General features: G+C 64.4%; 18 protein-coding genes. 5 read left to right on the top strand and 13 right to left on the bottom strand.

Annotated features, from left to right (window positions below):
• Nucleotides 1–4: 4 nt before the first annotated feature.
• Nucleotides 5–409, top strand: a complete 405-nt coding sequence (locus LDZ24_RS19785) for a cupin domain-containing protein (RefSeq protein WP_248323816.1) — start codon at nt 5–7, stop codon at nt 407–409.
• A gap of 70 nt (nt 410–479) precedes the next feature.
• Here LDZ24_RS19785 and LDZ24_RS19780 read toward each other — a convergent pair whose 3' ends face one another.
• The 8 genes from LDZ24_RS19780 to LDZ24_RS19745 all read right to left on the bottom strand — a co-directional run bounded on the left by LDZ24_RS19780 (nt 480) and on the right by LDZ24_RS19745 (nt 8,813).
• A complete protein-coding gene (locus LDZ24_RS19780) occupies nt 480–1,604 on the bottom strand; it encodes an acetoin dehydrogenase dihydrolipoyllysine-residue acetyltransferase subunit (protein ID WP_248323815.1) in 1,125 nt (374 codons plus the stop codon).
• A complete protein-coding gene (locus LDZ24_RS19775; protein ID WP_248323814.1) occupies nt 1,604–2,620 on the bottom strand; it encodes an alpha-ketoacid dehydrogenase subunit beta in 1,017 nt (338 codons plus the stop codon). Before LDZ24_RS19775 ends, LDZ24_RS19780 begins: the two co-directional genes overlap by 1 nt.
• 18 nt (nt 2,621–2,638) lie before the next feature.
• A complete protein-coding gene (locus tag LDZ24_RS19770) occupies nt 2,639–3,637 on the bottom strand; it encodes a thiamine pyrophosphate-dependent dehydrogenase E1 component subunit alpha (protein ID WP_248323813.1) in 999 nt (332 codons plus the stop codon).
• A gap of 18 nt (nt 3,638–3,655) precedes the next feature.
• A complete protein-coding gene (locus LDZ24_RS19765; RefSeq protein WP_248323812.1) occupies nt 3,656–4,696 on the bottom strand; it encodes an ATP-NAD kinase family protein in 1,041 nt (346 codons plus the stop codon).
• Nucleotides 4,697–4,866: 170 nt separating this feature from the next.
• Nucleotides 4,867–6,840: a sigma-54-dependent Fis family transcriptional regulator gene (locus LDZ24_RS19760; protein ID WP_248323811.1), complete on the bottom strand. Its 1,974-nt coding sequence runs from the start codon at nt 6,838–6,840 to the stop codon at nt 4,867–4,869.
• Nucleotides 6,841–7,054: 214 nt separating this feature from the next.
• Nucleotides 7,055–7,504 (bottom strand): CBS domain-containing protein, encoded by a 450-nt coding sequence (locus LDZ24_RS19755; protein WP_248323810.1) that lies wholly within the window; start codon nt 7,502–7,504, stop codon nt 7,055–7,057.
• Nucleotides 7,505–7,558: 54 nt separating this feature from the next.
• On the bottom strand, nt 7,559–8,260 hold the full coding sequence (locus LDZ24_RS19750; RefSeq protein ID WP_248323809.1) for a CBS domain-containing protein: 702 nt from the start codon (nt 8,258–8,260) through the stop codon (nt 7,559–7,561).
• A 157-nt stretch (nt 8,261–8,417) separates the two neighbouring features.
• Nucleotides 8,418–8,813 (bottom strand): TraR/DksA family transcriptional regulator, encoded by a 396-nt coding sequence (locus tag LDZ24_RS19745; RefSeq protein ID WP_248323808.1) that lies wholly within the window; start codon nt 8,811–8,813, stop codon nt 8,418–8,420.
• Nucleotides 8,814–9,035: 222 nt separating this feature from the next.
• On the opposite strand from LDZ24_RS19745, the gene LDZ24_RS19740 reads away from it, so the two are divergent.
• Entirely contained in the window at nt 9,036–9,635 is a 600-nt protein-coding gene (locus tag LDZ24_RS19740; protein WP_248323807.1) for a hemerythrin domain-containing protein, read from the top strand.
• Between the two features lie 5 nt (nt 9,636–9,640).
• Nucleotides 9,641–10,000 carry a c-type cytochrome gene (locus LDZ24_RS19735; RefSeq protein WP_248323806.1) on the top strand — a complete coding sequence of 120 codons (360 nt, stop codon included), beginning with the start codon at nt 9,641–9,643 and terminating at the stop codon, nt 9,998–10,000.
• Between the two features lie 19 nt (nt 10,001–10,019).
• Here LDZ24_RS19735 and LDZ24_RS19730 read toward each other — a convergent pair whose 3' ends face one another.
• The 4 genes from LDZ24_RS19730 to LDZ24_RS19715 all read right to left on the bottom strand — a co-directional run bounded on the left by LDZ24_RS19730 (nt 10,020) and on the right by LDZ24_RS19715 (nt 12,258).
• Nucleotides 10,020–10,292 carry a hypothetical protein gene (locus LDZ24_RS19730; RefSeq protein WP_248323805.1) on the bottom strand — a complete coding sequence of 91 codons (273 nt, stop codon included), beginning with the start codon at nt 10,290–10,292 and terminating at the stop codon, nt 10,020–10,022.
• 78 nt (nt 10,293–10,370) lie between these two features.
• Entirely contained in the window at nt 10,371–11,066 is a 696-nt protein-coding gene (locus LDZ24_RS19725) for a CBS domain-containing protein (protein WP_248324229.1), read from the bottom strand.
• Nucleotides 11,067–11,152: 86 nt separating this feature from the next.
• Nucleotides 11,153–11,803: a BON domain-containing protein gene (locus LDZ24_RS19720; protein ID WP_248323804.1), complete on the bottom strand. Its 651-nt coding sequence runs from the start codon at nt 11,801–11,803 to the stop codon at nt 11,153–11,155.
• 23 nt (nt 11,804–11,826) lie between these two features.
• Nucleotides 11,827–12,258: an Hsp20/alpha crystallin family protein gene (locus LDZ24_RS19715; RefSeq protein ID WP_248323803.1), complete on the bottom strand. Its 432-nt coding sequence runs from the start codon at nt 12,256–12,258 to the stop codon at nt 11,827–11,829.
• Between the two features lie 292 nt (nt 12,259–12,550).
• Between LDZ24_RS19715 and LDZ24_RS19710 the strand changes: the two genes are divergently transcribed.
• Complete coding sequence (locus LDZ24_RS19710; protein ID WP_248323802.1) at nt 12,551–13,585, top strand: nitroreductase family protein; 1,035 nt, start codon at nt 12,551–12,553, stop codon at nt 13,583–13,585.
• Nucleotides 13,586–13,677: 92 nt separating this feature from the next.
• Nucleotides 13,678–14,793 carry a PAS domain-containing sensor histidine kinase gene (locus LDZ24_RS19705; RefSeq protein WP_248323801.1) on the top strand — a complete coding sequence of 372 codons (1,116 nt, stop codon included), beginning with the start codon at nt 13,678–13,680 and terminating at the stop codon, nt 14,791–14,793.
• 151 nt (nt 14,794–14,944) lie between these two features.
• Here the strand turns inward: LDZ24_RS19705 and LDZ24_RS19700 are convergent, their stop codons facing one another.
• Entirely contained in the window at nt 14,945–15,184 is a 240-nt protein-coding gene (locus tag LDZ24_RS19700; protein WP_248323800.1) for a hypothetical protein, read from the bottom strand.
• Between the last annotated feature and the right edge of the window lie 197 nt (nt 15,185–15,381).

Below are 15,381 nucleotides of genomic sequence, written 5' to 3'. Positions count from 1 at the left end.
TGTCATGAAGAGCATGCTTTGCGTCGCTGCAACCGTATTGAGTATCGGCTCGATGATCGCGCCGCCCGTCATGGCCGCGCCAGAGGCAAGCGTGACGCCACTTCGCTCTGAGCCGTTGCCTGACTATCCGGGCAAGGAGCTTCAGATGATCGTCGTCGACTATCCGCCCGGCGCAGTGGATCCCGTGCATCGTCATGACGCTCACGCCTTCGTGTATGTGCTCGAGGGACGCATCGTCATGGGCGTCAAGGGCGGCAAGGAAGTGACGCTCAAGCCTGGCGACACGTTCCACGAAGGCCCCGACGACATTCACACTGTCGGACGCAATGCCAGCGCGACGCAGCCGGCGAAGTTCGTCGTGTTCCTGCTCAAGAAGCAAGGCGCACCGATTCTGACGCCGGTGCAGTAGTAAGCGCATAGCGTCGAGCGCGCCCCGCTGGCGGCTTCTCCAGCGGGGCGCGCGCATGTCGAAGAAAACGTCAGCCGCCCTTCTCGACATGCGCCTTCAACAGCGCGTTCACTTCGTTTGCTTTCTCCATCTGACTCATGTGCCCGGCGTCTTCGAAGACGCGCACGGTCGCGCCTTCCGGTGCGTGCTTCGCGTGCGCGGCGGGAATGATCTGGTCCTTCGTGCCCCAGATCACGAGCACTGGCTTCTCCGTCGCGGCGAGCTTCACGCCTGGCTGCGCGCTCTGCCTGCCGCCCGCGAACAATCCGCCGTTGAGCGATCTCAGCGCGTCGCTCACGCCGTCGAGCCGCTTGTACTTCAGCAGATCGTCGAGCATCTGGCGGCTCACCAGCTCAGGGTTCGCGAACAGCAGCTCGACGACCGGCTTCAGCTCGCGACGCGATTCGGCTGTGACGAAGCCCTCGGTGTACGCGTTGTTCACTTCCTCGCCGAAACCGGCAGGCGAAATCAGCGCGACTGATTGCACGCGCTTCGGCTGATCGACGGCCATCTGCGCCGCGATGCCGCCGCCCATCGAGTGTCCGACGAGATGCGCGCGTTCGAGACCGACCGCGTCCATGAACTTGCCGACGAAGCCCGCGAGATCGGCCAGCGACGTGCCCGGTACCTTCGGCGTCGACTGCCCATGCCCTGGCAAGTCCAGCGCGAACACGCGATGTTTCTCGGCGAGCGCGTCGAGATTGAACAGCCAGTTGTCGAGGTCGCCGCCGAAGCCGTGAATGAAGAGCACGGCAGCGCGGCTCGCGTCATCACTGCCGCGCGATGCGTAGCGCACGCGGATGCCATCCACATCGACGAAGTGATACGCCGCTGCTTCCTCGCCCTGTTCCTCGTCCTCGGCGGGCGTCACATAAGAGGACACGTACGCATCGATGTCGGCGTCGCTCACCTCGGACGGCGCGAGCACGCCGAGCAGCGCCTTCACGGGCAGCGTCTCGCCGGGCTGCGCCACTTTGCGCCGCAGCAGGCCGGCGTCGGGCGCTTCGACGGCATTGGCGATCTTGTCGGTTTCGACATCGAGAATCGGCATGCCGACGGTGATCTCCGTGCCTTCCTCCACGAGCCATTCGTTGATGGTGCCTTCCGTCATCGACAAGCCCCATTTGGGCATTACGATCGGTGTGATTGCGGACATTAGTGCTTTCCTCCCTGCATGGTTTTTCGCGCGGCCTCGGCGATCTGCGCGGCGCTCGGAATGTACAGGTCTTCGAGCGTCGGCGAAAACGGCACCGGCGTATGCGGCGCGCTGACCATCTGAATGGCCGCCTTCAACGCGCCGAACGCCTGTTGCGCGACCTGCGCGGAAACGTCGGTTGCGATGTTGCAGCGCGGATTCGCTTCATCGACGACGACGAGCCGTCCCGTGTTCTCGACCGTCTCCAGCACGGTGTCCATATCGAGCGGCGACAGCGTGCGCAGATCGACGATTTCCGCTTCGATGCCTTCCTTCGCGAGCGTCGATGCCGCTTCGAGCGCGCGATGCACCATCAATCCATACGTGACGATCGACACGTCCTTGCCGTCGCGCACGATGTTCGCCTCGCCGAACGGAATCGCATACGAGTTCTCGGGCACTTCGCCTTCGAAGCCGTACAGATTCTTGTGCTCGCAGAAGATCACAGGGTCGTTGTCGCGAATGGCCTGAATCAGCAATCCCTTCGTGTCATAAGGCGTCGAAGGGCAGACCACTTTCAGCCCCGGAATATGCGTGAACAGCGACGTGAGCATCTGGCTGTGCTGAGCCGCCGCGCGAAAGCCCGCGCCCACCATCGCGCGAATCACCACGGGCGTTTCGGCCTTGCCGCCGAACATATAGCGAAACTTGGCGGCCTGATTGAAGATCTGGTCGAAGCAGACGCCCATGAAGTCGATGAACATCAGCTCTGCGACCGGTCGCATGCCGCACGCCGCTGCGCCGATCGCCGCGCCGACATACGCGCTTTCCGACAGCGGCGTGTCCAGCAACCTGTCGCCGTGCTTCGCATAGAGTCCCTTCGTCACGCCGAGCACGCCGCCCCACGCGTCTTTTTCTCCGTCCGCGCCTGCGCCGCCGACGATGTCCTCACCCAGCACGATCACGCTCGGATCGCGCGTCATTTCCTGATCGATGGCTTCGTTGATCGCCATCTTCATGCTCAGTTTGCGGGCCATGATGATTGTCTCCTCGATTCAATATTTGACGTACACATCGGTGAGCAGATCGGCGGCTGTCGGCAACGGCGCCTCTTTCGCTTCCTGCACCGCGCGGTCGATCAGCGCGGCGACTTCGCGATCGATCGCGTCGAGTTCTCCGGGCGAGATCACGTCGGCTTGCGTGACGGCGGCCGCGAACTTCTTCAGGCAATCCTTGTTCGAGCGGATATCGTCCAGTTCGCCCGGCGCGCGATACGTCTGCGCATCGCCTTCGAAGTGGCCATAGAAGCGGATCATCTTGCATTCGAGCAGCGCCGGTCCGCCGCCTTCACGCGCTCGCTTGATGACTTCTCCCGCCGCCTCGTAGACCGCGAAGAAATCGGTGCCGTCGACGGTCACGCCCGGAATGCCGAAGCCCGCCGCGCGATCCACGTAGCTGTCGACCGCGGTGCCATAGTCGCGCGCCGTCGATTCGGCGTAACCGTTGTTCTCGATCACGAAGATGACCGGCAGATTCCACACCGCCGCGAGGTTCAGGCTTTCGAGAAACGTGCCCTGATTCGACGCGCCATCGCCCGCGAACGTGATGCCGACTTCGCCCTTGCCGCGAAACTTCGCCGCGAGCGCCGCGCCGCAGATCAAGGGCGCGCCCGCGCCGAGAATGCCGTTCGCGCCCATCATCCCTTTCGACAGATCGGCGATATGCATCGAGCCGCCCTTGCCGTTGCAGGAGCCGCCTTTCTTGCCGTAGATCTCTTTCATCATCGCGACAGGATCGACGCCCTTCGCGATGCAGTGCCCATGTCCGCGATGCGTGCTCGCGATGCGGTCGCCGTCGTTCAGATGAATCATGATGCCGACGCCCGCCGCTTCCTCGCCCGCATAAAGATGCACGAAGCCGGGAATGTCGCCGCGTCCGAAATCGACGTGCAGACGTTCCTCGAAATCGCGGATCGTGCGCATCTTGCGATACGCGCTCAACAGTTCTTCCTTCGAGAGCGGCAAGCCGCCCGCATGCTGTCGCGACGCTGTCATGGTTGTCTCCCGGTTGAGTTAGCGAAGCTCGAGCTGACGCATCAGCCCGGACGCAGCCGCGTATCGCATGCACGCGGCCACGTCGATACTGCGAAAGGCGTTTTCCGTAAGCGTGATCGTGACTTCATCGCCGGGGCCGAAGGCGAGCTCGCGTTCGCCATCGAGCGCGACGATGCCCGCGCGCTGCTTCACGCGATGCGGCACGCCATTAGCAAGGCGCGTCCAGTTCGCAATCGGCACCGGTTCGATGAGCCCCGGCGCGATCGGCGCGTGCAGCACGAATTCGCCTTGCCCCGGCGCGGCGAGTTCGATCGCGACGCCGCCCGCTTCGTGACGCCCGAGCGGTTCGAGCAGTCCCGCGATCGCGGACATGCCGATGGCTTGAGGCTCGGCGAACGAGACGTAGACGGCGGCGAGCGTGTCGATCTTCCAGAGCGCGCGCGCGCCGATGAACTGCTCGTGCGAGATGACGGCATCGACGAGCGCGATGTCGCGGCGCGCGTTGCCGTTCGCATCGCGTATCTCGATGTCGAGCCGCTTATTCGACGCGAGCGCTTCGGCGGGCGGCACGCGGCCGCTTGCATAGAGCCCTGTCGCGAGTCCCGAGATGGTCGGCTCGCGCATCTCCGGGTATGCGTTGTTCGTGCCCGTCGAAAGGCCCGCGATCGGTACTTGCCCGCACTCGCGCACGACCGCCCGATGCGTGCCGTCGCCGCCGAGCACGATGAGCGCATCGACGCCTGCCTCGCGCATCATGCGTGCGGCGCGAAACGTGTCGTCGACGCGCGCGGTCACGGGCATGTCGAGGAAATCGACTTGGGCGAGCGATGCGTCCGGGCCGTGCTTGCGCGCGAGATGGCGTTCGAGCATGACCTTCAGGCCTTCGCGGTCCGGCATCATCAATACGCGCTCGACGCCGCACGACGCCAGCGACGAAAGCAGCCGCAACACGATGTTCACGCGGTCCGCGAGTTGCAGGCTGTTGGCATTGGCGATCACGCGCCGGATATCGCGGGCCGAAACAGGATTGGCAATGATGCCGACGAGCGGCTGTGACATGCCTTGTCTCCGTCGTTCTTGTGTGCGGCGGATAAAGGCAAAGCCTATGCCAATCGAAATAACGCGGGATTTCCCGTAGAAAACGCGTGTTTCGGTGCAATGTGACAAGCGCCGCCGTGACAGGTGTCACAGCGGCAGGTGTATCGGCGGTAGTACAGGCGTATCAGTTGTCAGTGACCATTCGCGTCGCGTTGATTCGGCGAGCGGATGCCGTAACGCGCCATGCGCCGATACAGCGTCATGCGGCTCACGCCGATCTGACGCGCGACTGCGCTCAGGTTCCAGCTTGCCGCGCGCAGGTATTGCATCAGCAACATGCCTTCGGGCGGCAGACGGTGCGGATCAAAGTCCTCGATAGCCCGCCGCGGCGGGTCGACCGGCACAGACGCGCTTGCGATTCCTTCCGGAAGGTCGTCTATGTCGATCAGGCCGTGCGAACACACCGCGCGCGCGTAACGCAGCACGTTGCTGAGTTCGCGCAAATTGCCCGGCCATTCATGCCGATGCAATCGCTCGCGCGCCGCAGGGGACAGCGTGACCGCGCCTTCGAGGAACTTGTCGATGAGCCAGTCCAGGTCGCTTCGCTCGCGCAACGGCGGCAGCGTGAAGCGCGCCCCGTTCAGGCGGTAGTACAGGTCTTCGCGGAATCGTCCGTCCTGCATCAGCGCATCGAGTGAATGATGCGTCGCGGAAATCACGCGCACATCGACCGATACGGGCCGCGACGCGCCGATCGCGAGCACTTCGCCCTCGGCCAGCACGCGCAGCAGGCGCGATTGCAACTCGCGCGGCATGTCGCCTATTTCGTCGAGAAAGAGCGTGCCGCCGTCGGCTTCCTGAATCAGGCCGCGCTTGCCCTTCGCGCCCGCGCCCGAAAAGCTGTTCGGCAAATGCCCGAACAATTCGCTTTCGATGAGCGTCTCCGGAATCGCCGCGCAATTCACGGCGACGAACGGTCCCGCGCGACGCGCGCTCGCGCGATGCAGCGCCTTCGCGAAAAACTCCTTGCCGCTGCCGGTTTCCCCGTTGATGAGCAGGTTGATGGGCGAATCGACGAGCTTCGCGGCGCGTTCCAGCTGACGCGCGAGCGCGGCATCGCCGCCGCCCAGCGCGGCGAGCGGCACGGGCACCTCGACGCTGCGTGGCGACGCCGCGTTGCGCGCCGGCGTGACGCATGGCGCGGGCGGCATCACGCTCAAATACAACAGCCCGCCCGATTTCGCGAGCGGCACCGCGCGCAACTCGCTCGGCCGCGAATACACGAAGCGGCCCAATTCTTCGATACGCGCATCGAAGAGCGTGTCGAACGGCACGCCGATGAGAGATGCAGCCACTTCGCCGGGCGCGATGGGCCGGCCGATCTCCGCCGCGAGCATCGCGTGCGCGCGGCGATTGTGTCCGACGATACGCCCGCTCGCATCGAGCGCAATCAGGTACTCCGGCGCGACATCGACGAATTCGGGCGACGCGTTCAGCTTCAAGATCCAGTCCTGCCGATGCGTGCGCAGGAAGTTCGCGTTCTCGATATGCCCCGCGTAGATGCGCACGAGTTGCAGCGCGAGATTCTGACTGTCGCGCGCTTGCGGCGACGTGAGCGCCGAAATGTCGAGAATCGCGGCCAGCGCGCCGCGCGAATCGTAAAGCGGCGCGGCGGTGCAGGTCAGCGGGATATGCGTGGCGTCGAAGTGATCGACCTGATGCACGGTAAGCGCCTGGCCGGTCGTGAGCGCCGTGCCGACCGCGCACGTGCCCGCGCCGGCTTCGCTCCATTCCGCGCCGAGATAGAGACCCGCGCGGCGCAGTTCGATGTCGGTGTTCGCATCGCCGATGTAATCGACGGTCACGCCGAGCGCATCAGTCAACAGCACGACGTAGCCCATGCCCGCAACGTGCTCGTAGAGCGTTTCGAGACCGTGACGCGCGATGCGGGCGAAGCCGTCGATGCGTTGCTGATGCTCGCGCAGCCGCGTTTGCGGCAGGATGCGCGCCTCCTGCATGCGCGACGGATCGAGCCCGTACTGATGCACGCAACGCCGCCACGAGGACTGGATGATGCTCTCGTGCGTGCGCGCCACGACTTGCGCTTCGGCCCGCGTGGTGGCCGCGACGACTGCCTCGATGTGCTCGCGTTGCCGCATGTCCATCGTGCTCTCCTGGTCTCGCGTGCGAACGGGATAGACCGATCCGCACGAGCGTGTCTCAGGCCGTATGATGCTTCAATCGGAAGCGCGCGTCATCGGGCGAGAGCGTTGCGATGCAACATGAGTGCGTGTGCTGCGTGAGGGAATGCGGCGGCCGCTTAAATAGCGCATAGCGTGAACAACTACGCACCGAGTTGTCGCGGGCGGCGCGTCCGCGTCACGCCCGGCGCTTTTCTTCCATGACCGTCTGCCGCGTGCTCACCTGAGACAGTTCCAGCAGATAGTCCCCGATGAAGCGCACCAGATCGTCTTCGGTCACGATCCCGATCAGGCCTCCCGCGTCGTCGATCACGACGAGGCGGCGCACGCCGAGCCGCCGCATCCGGCGCGGCAGGCAGAAGGCGTCTTCCCAGTCGAACGCGGTCACGGCGGGCGCCGTCATGATGTCGGAGGCGCGAAGCGTCGATGCATCGACGCCCTGCGCGACGACGGACACGGCAATATCGCGGTCGGTCACGATGCCGAGCGGAACGGTCTGGCCGTTCCGTGTATCGACGACCACTACATCGCCGACGTGACAACCGCGCATCAATCGGGCGGCATCGAGCGCCGTGGCGTCGCCACGGCAGGTCACGACATCGAGCGTGCAAATCTGTCCTGCCTTCATGTTGTCCTCGAATGAGTAATGAACCCTGGGCGACTGCCGCTGCCGAACGCGCGACTACCCCGCCGGCAGCATCGACGGCAGTTCGAGATGCGACACGACCTCTCTCACGCCCGGCACGTTTTCCGCCGCGACGCGCAAAGCCTTGGCCTCTTCGTCGCTCGTCACGATGCCCCACAGATGCACGATTCCCTTGTCGACGATCACGCTCGCGGCAGGCAGGGCCCAGCGTTCGCCTTTCATCGCCTGCATGATTGCCGCGTGGATGGTGCGGTCGTCGCTGCGGGCCGCAGCGGGCGCAACCGATGCGGCCGGTCCGAGCGTCACCAGCGCGCGGAGCAGATTCGCGCGGCTGACGAGGCCGACCATCTTCCCGTCGCGCATGACGGGCACGCGCTTGATGCGCCGGCGTTCCAGCAACTCCGCGATGCGGGCGACGGGGCAGTCCTCGTCGACGGTGATCACGTTCGTGCTCATCACCTCGCTTACTTTGCGCGCGTGTGCCTTCACGTACTCATCCGCGAGTTTGCGCGTCGATGACAGCAGGTCGAGCCACCACGAGCGACGCGCGACGCCGGTGCCGATTTCTTCGCGATGCAAGAGGTCGCCTTCCGTCACCATGCCGACGAGCACGCCCTCGCGATCGATCACCGGCATGCCGCTGATGCCGGCCAGCACCATCGTCCTGGCGGCGTCGCGCACGGTCATGTCGGCATCCGCCGTGACGACGGGCCTCGTCATGATGTCAGCAGCTCGCATGTTGATCTCCTTCGGATATCGAGCCGTCCGGATGACGGCGATCGCGCCGGCCGTATGTGCGGCTTTCGGCGCGGCTTTCCGCTATTGTTCGCCTACCTCGGCCCACACACTTGACCGGGATCAAGCGAAGCGATGACCGCATGCACGCGTTCGCGCGCTATATCGACGAGTGAGCCTGGCCTGCGAACATGTGTTCATGCCGCGTCTGACAGCGGATGCAACGCATTGCCGTGGGCTGGGCCAGAAGGCGTTCGTATCCGATCGGCTCGCCGCAGTTCGCGCAGAAGCCGTAACGTCCGTTCGCGAGGCGCACGTGCGCGACCGCGATGGCCTCCAGTTCCGCCGCTTCCGAAGCATTCACCGCGCGATCGATTTCCGCAGCGAGATCGGCAAGCGCCTCGTCGCCCTGATCGTGCGCCGATCCATTCAGCGAAGCGTACGACGCCGCCGCGCCATCCTCGACGCGCCGCCGGATGGCGGCCCGGATCTCCTGTTCCCGCGCTCTCAGGCGGAGTTCCAGCAGACGACGCTGCGATCGGCTCAATGGCTTCATATCGACGCTCCTTCGCGAATTGATATGCGCAATACGCGCACCGTCGCAGCTTAAGGTCGAGCCGTGCGCGTGCCCTTGACCTCGATCAAGCGCGCGATATGCCTCTGCGAAAGCCATGGGCTGATTCAGATCAAGGACCGATCGCGTGAAGGTGGAAGAATCGAAAGGAGCTGCCTATTGCGTCGACGACACCGACCCCGATTGCATCCCTCAGGAGTTCGTATGAATCCGGTAAGCGACCGGGCTGCGCTGCGTATCCTCCGGCTTGACCACACGCGTCTCGCCGCCATCACGGGTGCAATGCTCGAACTCGTCAGTGCGTTCCGCGGCGGCGCGTCTCCGCCCGATCCGATCGTGCTGCGCGCCATGCTCTACTACATACGCGAGTATCCGGAGCAGATCCACCATCCATTGGAGGACCGTTATCTGTTCGCGGCGCTGCGTAAGCGCACCGACGATCTCGACGATGTGCTCGACGAACTGGAATGCGAGCATATCGAAGGCGCGGTTCGATTGCGCAACCTGGAGCATGCATTGACGCGCTATGAGTTGAAAGGCGACGCCGTACGGCTGAACCTGCAAACGCTGATGGAGGAGTACGTCGCGTTCGCGTCGAATCACAGGCGTGTCGAGGAAAGCCTGATTCTCCCCGCCGCCGAGCGCCTGTTGACCGACAGCGACTGGGCGCGAATCGATGCCGCGTTCGAAGAGCGCTTCGATCCTTTCGGCGATGCGACGTTCGAAGGGGAGACGCTCGACAGTCTCTACCGACTGATTGCGAACGCGGTGCCGGCCGTGGACGACACGCGCCAGGACGGGTGATCGCGATGCCGAACCGAGCGCACATCAACTCTTTCGTTGCAGGAGTCGCCTCGCTCGGCGCATCGGCGCACTGCCTCGCGTTCACTACGCCGGAGCCGACCGAGCTGATCGATCAGCAACGCTGCATGTTCTGTCACAAGGTGGATACGCCGTTTCGCGCGCCGTCCTTTCAGCAGATCGCCGACCGTTATCGCGATGTCCCGGGCGCGAGCGACATGCTGGCGGCGAAGCTGCGCGCGGGCGGCAAAGCGCACTGGGGCGCGCACTGGAGCGAGACCGCGATGCCTTCGGCCGTGCAGCGCGGCGGCGGGCCGCTGTCGCGCGACGATGCGGGCAAGCTCGTGCAGTGGGTACTCAGCCAATGAGTGAATTGGCTCATCCGACTCAATGAAGCAAGTCCGCGAGCGTGAGGTGAATCGGGCTCTTGCTCGGCCCCTGTTGGGCGAGCTTGCGCGCGGCCACGTACAGAAAGTGCGCCGGGTCCGCGCAGAAAAGGTTCTTCATGCTGGCCGGCTCGATATGCGCGACCTGCAATAGCTCCTTGAAGACATCGGCATCGACAGCAAAGCTTTGCGGTCTTCCACCGATGCTGCCGACGAATTCGATTCGGTCGGGTGCGAAGCGCACGGGCGCGTCGAGTGTCAATTCTGCAATCATCGCAATGCTCCACATCGGGTGGCTCGCGCGGCGTCGCGAACAGTTATCAAGCTCGCCGCGCGCCGCGCCCCGCGATCCTCAAATGCCCGGCATGATCGGATACGGGATGGTGTGGTCCTCCACCTGCTTCACGCCGGGCGTGCGTTCGGCCGCGACGCGCATGGCATCGAGCTGATCGCTCGACCAGACCGTGCCCCACAGATGCACCACACCGTCGCGCACGACGATATTGCGGCCGGGAAACGCCCAGCCGCGTCCCGCCAGTTCGCCCATCAGCATCGCGCGGATTTCCTTGTCGCTCGCCGATGCAGGCGCGGCGGCATCCTCGACAGCGGCCGACGCGATCGCCTGCACCAGATTCGACCGGCTGACAATGCCTGCGAGCCGCCCGCCGCGCAACACCGGCACGCGCTTGATGTGGTGACTTTCGAGCACGGAGGCAATCTCCGACAGTTCGGTATCCTCATCAACGCATACCGGCTCCCGGCTCATGATTTCGCCGACCGTGCGAGCGTTCGCCTTCACGTAATCCGCCGCTCCGTCGGAGCCGATCATTTTGAGCCACCACGACTGCCGGCCCGGCTTTCTTTCGGTATCGTTCTCGCTGCGATGGAGCAGATCGCCCTCGCTCACCATGCCGATCACATGCTGGTCGTCGTCGACGACGGGAGCGGCGCTGATGCGGTGCTGCACGAGCAGCTGCGCCAGTTCATGCACCGTGGTTTCGGGCTTCACCGTGATGACGGCAGAAGTCATTACGTCGCGTGCTTGCATCATGAACTCCGTTACTTTTGGATGGCAGGGCGAGCGGTCGATTGCGTCGCTCGCGCGTGTGGGTCTTGATCGGTAACGAACACGGATCAACCGAACTCCAGGTTGTCGATGACCGCGGTGACACCGCGCGTCGCCCAGGCCGCGCCGCGTGCCGCGTTTCGCTCCGTGGCACTGCCGACTTTGCCCGAGAGCGTGACGGTACCGTCCTCGACCTTGATCGCAATGTGTCTGGCTTCGCGCTCGGCGTGACGCGTCAAGGCACCTGCGATCTGCTTGCCGATGTCTTCGACCGCGAAATCGGATCGCACGCGAATCAGGTCGGTCACCCCCGTGACACCACGCAGATGCGCGATCGCGCGCACGGCCTTGTGACTCTGGTACGCCCACTCGACATCGCCACGCAGCGTGACATGGCCCCTTTCGACCTGCACGTTGACCGCGCCTTCGGGCAACCCGACGGTCCAGCGCAGCACGGTGTCCGCGGCGTTCGCGATGTCGGAGTCATAGCGCACCTCGTGATGCGGCAGGCGCACGTCCATCTCGACCACCACTGCGCGCACGCCGGCCACCCGGCGCACGGCCTTCTCGGCCGCGAGCTTCTCGGCGTAGCTTTGCGGATGTCCGGACAACGTGACGATGCCGCCCGATACCTCGACGCCGATTCGCGCCGCGACGACTTCGGGCGTCCATTCGAGTTCTTCTTCCACGTCCTGCTTCAGCTTCCAATCCTCTTTCATGGGGCGCACCTCGTCGATGGCGGTCAGTTGATCTTCAGGCGCTTCTGGTCGGCGGGCGCCTTTTTCGGCAGCGTGAGCGTGAGCACGCCGTCCTGGTATTGCGCGGTGGCGGCGGCATCGTCGATCTCGCTACCCAGCGAGAACGAGCGGCTCATCTCGCCCGAATAGCGTTCGCGGCGGATCACGCGCTCGCCGTCCTTCTGTTCCTTGTTGCGCTCGCTCTTTGCATGGATGGAAACGGTGTTCCGATCGATCTTCACATCGATATCCTTCTTGTCGACGCCGGGCAGTTCGGCCTTCACCTGATAGGCCGCGTCCGTTTCGCTGACGTCGAGCTTCACGTGGCTCAACGGCGTGTCGTCAGGCGAAAGGCCGCGTAGCGGCCGAAACAGGCCCTGAAACATCTCGGATACGGGTTCCATCGAAAAGGGATCGAAGCGCGTCATGTTGCTCACGGTTGTCTCCTTGAGAGCGAGGAAAGAAAGGGGACCGGCCCGAGCAGGGGTCGGTTCGGCACACCGTTAGGATCCCGCATGATTAATGCAGGAGCACGGAATCAGTCTACGTCGTGCGTGTCCGGCGCCATTGACCTGCATCAACCGACAGTGCGTTTCGCCGGCCGCGTTCATGCGGCGCACGTTCCGACTCTATGGACGCGTGGCCGGACGCCGTTGATCCATGTCAACCGTCCTGATGCGCCGTCTGCGACGATGACGCATCGAAGCGCATCTGCTTGAGGACGTAGCCATGCATCCGACCATTGCGACCGACGCCTGGGATATCGATGAGGCGTCCCTCTCACCGCTTGCCGGCGACGCCGCGAAACTGCACTTCGCGCTTCGCTATGCGGTGCTCGCGCCATCGAATCACAATGCGCAGCCGTGGCGTTTCGTCGTGGACGGCTCGAACGTGCTGCTCTATGCGGACCGTACGCGCTCGCTGCCCGTCATCGATCCGTTCGATCGCGAGCTCATCATTGCGTGCGGGGCGGCGCTCTTCAATCTGCGCGTCGCCATTCAACATGTCGGGCTGCGGTACGCGATCACGCTGTTTCCGGACCACTTCGACCCGGACGTGCTCGCGCACGTCCGTGTATCGCGCGAAGGGACGCACGACGGCGCGCTGGCCGCCCTGTTCGACACCATGACGCGGCGGGTGACGACCCGCGAGGCGTTCGACGCAAGCCCGATTCCGGCGGACACGCAAGACGCGCTCGTGCAGGCCGCGCTCGACGAAGGCGTCGATGCAGCCGCCATCGCATCGGCGCCGGCACGCGAGCACATCGCCGAACTTGTCGCACAAGCCGATCATCTGCAGTTTCACGATCCCCGCTTCCGGCGCGAACTGGCAAGCTGGATCCATTCGAGCCGGCGCGGCGACGGCATGCCCGGCTATGCAGCGGGCGTGAGCGCGCTGCTCGACTTCGCGACGCCGATCACCGCGTCGGCGATCCGAACGTTCGATCTCGGCAGCGGCGTGGCAGCCGTGCATCGCGAGCTCGCCGAGCATTCGCCGATGTTCCTCTGCATCGGCACGGGGCAGGACGATCCGTCCGCGTGGCTCGCTTCGGGGCAGGCACTCGAGCGCGTGTTGCTCACTGCGGTGTCGTTCGGGCTGACGGCGTCGTATCTGAATCAGCCGATCGAAACCGACTCTCTGCGCGACGCCGTGCGCAAGGAAGCCGGCATGAGCGCGCTGCCGCAACTGCTGCTGCGCATCGGTCGCGGTCCGCGCTGCGCGCATACGCCACGGCGCGCGATGTCCGATGTCGTCGTGTCATGAAAGGGAGCGTGCGCACGAACGCGTGACGAACAAATTCCCTGCGTCTACACTGGGAACCGGTAAATCGGGCAGCCTGCCACCGGAGATCCCAGATGCGCAGTTCTTGCGATTCGTCCACGTCAGCGGACCGCGCGCCGGCGGGCGACGAAACGGTCACTTCTGCCCTCACGACGGACGCGCACTTTCGCCTCCTGGTGGAGTCCGTCGAAGACTACGCAATCTTCCTGCTCGATGCGCAGGGCAACGTGGCGACCTGGAACAACGGCGCGCGGCGCATCAAGGGCTATGAGGCGCACGAGATCATAGGACGTCACTTTTCCGCCTTCTACCCGCCCGAGGATATCGCCGCGCGCAAGCCCCAAAAGGAACTGGACACCGCAGCGCGAGCTGGACGCGTCGAAGACGAAGGCTGGCGCGTTCGCAAAGACGGATCGCGCTTCTGGGCCAACGTCGTCGTCACCGCGCTGCGCGACGAAAAAGGGGAGCTAATCGGATTCGCGAAAGTCACGCGCGACATGACGGACCGCTTGCGGCTCGCGGAGCTTCAGCATGCGCGCGATCTGTCCGCGCATGTTCAGGCTGCGCTCGAAGACGAGCGGACATCCATTGCGCGCGAACTGCACGACGATCTCGGTCAACAACTTGCGTCGCTCAAAATGCAGATCGCGGCGCTCGATGCGCAGCGCGACGGCGCAGGTTTCGCCCGCCATTCGCTTCGCGACACGCAGGGCATACAGGCGCAGATCGACACGGTCATTGCTTCCGTGCGGCGCATCGCAGCGGGTCTGCGTCCGCCGGTGCTCGACGATCTCGGTCTCTTCGCTGCCATCGAATGGCTCGTCAGCGACTTCCGCCGCCGCTATGGTCTTGACGTCACGCTCGACGTCTCGGGCGATGAAGTCGGCTTTGGACCGGACGCGTCCACGTCCGTCTTTCGTCTGGTGCAGGAAGCGTTGACCAATGTGGTTCGGCATGCCGACGCGAGCAAGGTGCGCATTGCGATACGGTGCGCGGAAGACCGCTACACGTTGACGATTCAGGACGACGGCCGCGGGGCCAATCTCGCCGGGCCACGCGCTGCCAACGCCTTCGGTCTGCTCGGCATGGGCGAGCGCGTGCGGCAACTCGGCGGCGTCATTGCGTTTCAGAGCAGCCCGGGCGAGGGCTTTCGTATCAGCGTCGATCTTCCGCTCAACGGACTCGCCTGAAGCGGCGGCCGATGAATGGCACCATGCGACGTATGAAGCAGGAACACGCCGATCGCAGCGATCGCGAGGCTCGTTGCAATCAGCGCAACGCTCGCGCGGCTTGTGGACAAATTGTTATTTAGTCGTACGTATCACATAGATGCGACCACCCCTACACCGCAATCGTCTTCGACGTCTTGAGTCCGATCCACATCAAGCCTTCTCGCAGTCCGGCCAGCAACGCATCGCTCTCGCTGACGTACGTCGATGCGTGTTTGAAGCGGTGAGCGAAACGCCCGCCCTCCACGTTCGGATGTTCGAGGCCGATCGAGCACATGAAGCCTCGCGGCGTCTCCTCCGTCTGGCAGGTGACGACCCACTGCGCGGCTTCCACTCTGGCTTTGAGCGACATGTTCGTTCTCCGTTGGACGCTTTTCACTCTATGCGCCGCGCCTTTGGGCGCGTTTGCGTCAGATCAAAGGAATCACGCGCCGAACGCCGCCTTGCGCCGGCTTGATCTGCATCAAGGGCGGGCGAGCGGCGGCCGGTAGAGTCGGGCGCAAGGAACGAATCGTCATTCCGATGCCGCGCTCGACGCGACTGCGATTA

It is taken from the genome of Caballeronia sp. Sq4a (assembly GCF_023170545.1).
In the GTDB taxonomy this organism is placed as follows: Bacteria; Pseudomonadota; Gammaproteobacteria; order Burkholderiales; family Burkholderiaceae; genus Caballeronia.
This window is presented reverse-complemented; position numbering and strand designations above follow the sequence as displayed.